Below are 2,917 nucleotides of genomic sequence, written 5' to 3'. Positions count from 1 at the left end.
CGGCCTGGCGGAACTCGCATCCGATGTTCCGCTCTTCGCCACGGAGTCGCCCGCGCAGAGGGACCATAACATATTTTTGCCCCTGAGGTCTTGTCGATCTCATCCGTCGTCTCCCGCTACCGGAGGCCGAATTGCTGGTGGCGACAATTAGAGGGAAGGGGGCTCGGCTTTCGGTCCCCGGGATTGTTGATCTGTCCGATCTCGTCGCCGACAGCTCCGGCGTCGCCCGGATCGTGCTTGAGGCGGTCCAAGATATGCTGCTGCGTGTGGCACTTCAGACTGCGCGCGACGACTATGAGACACGCCGCGAACGTCAGCGCGAAGGGATCGAGATTGCCAGACGGGCAGGGCGGTACAGCGGTCGCAAACCCGACCTTGCGCACCATCGCCGTATCGTTGGCCTTCGTGACGCGGGCATGAGCATTGCAAGAACGGCCGAGTTAGCCGGATGCAGCATCGCACAGGTCAAGCGGGTCACCGCCTTGCACCGCGCGAAGGCCGCTTCCGCATCGAATAGGGACGTAGCGCCTAACGAAGAAGCGTTGTCTTAGTTGATCCGATCGACGAAACGATCAAGAGCCGCAGGGAAGGCTGCCGGCATTGCCTTTGGTTGTCATGTCCGAAACCGCCCAGTTGCAGACATTAGCGGAGCCGAGCATGTCGCTCATATGAAAATCGCCGCATCCCTTTCAGCCCTCACGATTAGCGTAGCGGCAACCGCATGTAGCCCTCCGGCAGGTAAGCCCCTTACGGATGGTTGCTACTACGCCGGCGCAGTGCCGGTTCTTCGAGTAAACGGAGTGAAGGGTGACGTCTTGATACCGGGAGATGTAGGTCACGTTCGCGTCATGGCAGATGCGTCCCCCGATCAAGCGGGCGTGACGTTCGAGCCCGGTTTTCACATTGTGACCGGATCGCCCCTGAAGGCGCAGCGATCCATTGATCTTCCAAGATCGAGCATGATGATGAAGCCGCTCACCAGCGAGCCGACGATCATGGCTATAACGGAGCCCAGCGGATTGATTGACCTCGTCAAAGGGAAACGTTGCTAACGGCAGCTTCCCACCAGACCCGGCCATTCCCGAAATTCGATCCTTGGTAGGAACGCCGTCACTGGGGCTGACGACAGATAGCGTGATTAAAATGCCGCCAAACACCGTGCGCGTTTACAGCCCACGCGGGGCCAACCTCAGCGAAGGCCCGCTACCTCACCGCAAACGCCACTGCCGCGCAGCGGCTTCGTACATTGGTCTCGTCGGACGCGGGCGGCTACGATCCCCACACTGCGAGCCCGCAGCTCACACCTTCCTTTTGAGCGATATGACCCGGTAGAACACGTCGTCAACGTTTACATTGCTGTCTCGATAGCAATAGTTCCAACGCTCTTGAGATATGCGCAGCTTGTCGCCTGTCTTTGATACGTACCAGACGCCCAAGGCTGTATCGTCGCTTGTTGTATCGCTCATAGACGAGTCATCGACTGGAGATACGATATAGTTCCCCGGCTCTTTCTGCCATGCAGAATACATGAATTGACCCGAGAAGTCGTTGCTGGCATCTTTCACGGGAGTCTTGTAATTCTCTCCTGCGCCCGTCAGCGCCCCCTGAATAAAGCAATCTTCGCCCGCTTGTTTATCATTCAGGGTAGTGAAGGTCGAGAAGCTCACCCCCTTCGAATCTTGGGTAACTGCGGCGTATCCGATCAGCGTTCCGCTTTTGTCGGGCTGCATGTAGATATCGCATCGGCTCGGCGCTAGATTGGCTGACGTGTCTAGCAGACATGCGGTGACCGCATACTTCGCCAGGTCGCGATCGGCCATCTTGAGGTCATTGTTCATCGGAAGATCGGACGGCTTGATCCCCGGCACCCGAGAGACCTCGTAGACTACGCCCTCGGGTGTCTTGAGTACCTCGGGTGTCTCCGGCTTCTCTTCATGGGCGACCGCGTTCGCCTTCTGGTGCCCTCCTGAACAGCTTACACATGCTATGAGAATTAGGCCCAGACTTCCGGTATTTCGCATATGATGCCCCCTGATTTCCCTGCTCGCACTTTGACGTACAATTCTCAAATGCAAACTCTTAGCTGTAGCGGCTCGCAATGATGATCGCCCGGAACTGCAATGACGGGCGATCATCATTGCGAGCCGCCACAGTTAGTCCACGTCAGCAAGCCAGTCTATCTTGGGGCTGATGCCGTAATTAGCGGTCGGGCAGGAGCATCCGACCGGCGGAAGAATTGCCGCATTGGCAGCGTCGGTGACGAGCCCATCCAGGCGATTACAGGCAGCGCAATCACGGTTCAGGGTCTCGTGGGCGAAGCCCACGAAGCACTTTCCTAACCGCTCTTTGAGCTTCGCCCCCTCGGCAACTCGCCGATGGCGGATAACGGTAAACGTCGCACGCAAAAGCGTCGTCTCATGCGCCGCAAGGGGGTCGCTTAGACCGGCTGGGGTAATCTCGGCGAGCGCTTGGCGCGAAAGGAAGCCGTTGCGCCTTATGCGTAGCACTCGCTTGTCGGCATCGGAGATTTGCTCGCCCTCTTTCCGGTAGCGCGTGGCGAGTGCGTTGGGGGGCTCGCTCATGTCGCCCTGTAGGAGTTGCGCGATTGTCGTAATGGCTTCCGGCGTGAGCAAGCCAAGGTGTTCGACGGCCTCCCGTGCTGCTGCCTCCTCGATCATCGTTCCGTTCTGACGAGGCCGATCCTGATTGTCGATCGGAGGGCTTTTGCCGATCGTCAGAAAACCGAACGTTTCCTTGGGGTGCCGACCTCGGCACGATCGGCAGCTACCGCCCATGTGTGGACGGCCCTCCGTTGGCAAGGGACATATTGAGCATCGCATTGCTGGTTGGTGCGGCCATGTGTCCGACCTGTTGGTGCGGCACATAGCACCGCTGGCCGTAATGCCATTCGCGCGTC

General features: G+C 58.7%; 4 protein-coding genes. 2 read left to right on the top strand and 2 right to left on the bottom strand.

Annotated features, from left to right (window positions below):
• The first annotated feature begins 137 nt into the window (after window positions 1-137).
• On the top strand, window positions 138-551 hold the full coding sequence (locus tag EWE75_RS24195) for a helix-turn-helix domain-containing protein (RefSeq protein ID WP_427915823.1): 414 nt from the start codon (window positions 138-140) through the stop codon (window positions 549-551).
• A gap of 249 nt (window positions 552-800) precedes the next feature.
• Window positions 801-1,052 (top strand): hypothetical protein, encoded by a 252-nt coding sequence (locus EWE75_RS24190; protein ID WP_130160581.1) that lies wholly within the window; start codon window positions 801-803, stop codon window positions 1,050-1,052.
• Between the two features lie 246 nt (window positions 1,053-1,298).
• Here the strand turns inward: EWE75_RS24190 and EWE75_RS24185 are convergent, their stop codons facing one another.
• Complete coding sequence (locus EWE75_RS24185; RefSeq protein ID WP_130160580.1) at window positions 1,299-1,838, bottom strand: hypothetical protein; 540 nt, start codon at window positions 1,836-1,838, stop codon at window positions 1,299-1,301.
• Between the two features lie 315 nt (window positions 1,839-2,153).
• A complete protein-coding gene (locus tag EWE75_RS24180; RefSeq protein WP_130160579.1) occupies window positions 2,154-2,678 on the bottom strand; it encodes a hypothetical protein in 525 nt (174 codons plus the stop codon).
• Window positions 2,679-2,917: the final 239 nt, after the last annotated feature.

Origin of the sequence: Sphingomonas populi, assembly GCF_004208535.1 — a bacterium.
Taxonomy (GTDB): Bacteria; Pseudomonadota; Alphaproteobacteria; order Sphingomonadales; family Sphingomonadaceae; genus Sphingomonas; species Sphingomonas populi.
Note: the sequence above shows the minus strand (reverse complement) of the source record. Positions and strands in the feature narration are given on the sequence as shown.

Excerpts from the sequence above, each read along its gene's own strand:
- EWE75_RS24180 (WP_130160579.1), bottom strand. The coding sequence starts at position 2,678 with ATGATCGAGGAGGCAGCAGCACGGGAGGCCGTCGAACACCTTGGCTTG.
- EWE75_RS24185 (WP_130160580.1), bottom strand. The coding sequence starts at position 1,838 with ATGAACAATGACCTCAAGATGGCCGATCGCGACCTGGCGAAGTATGCG.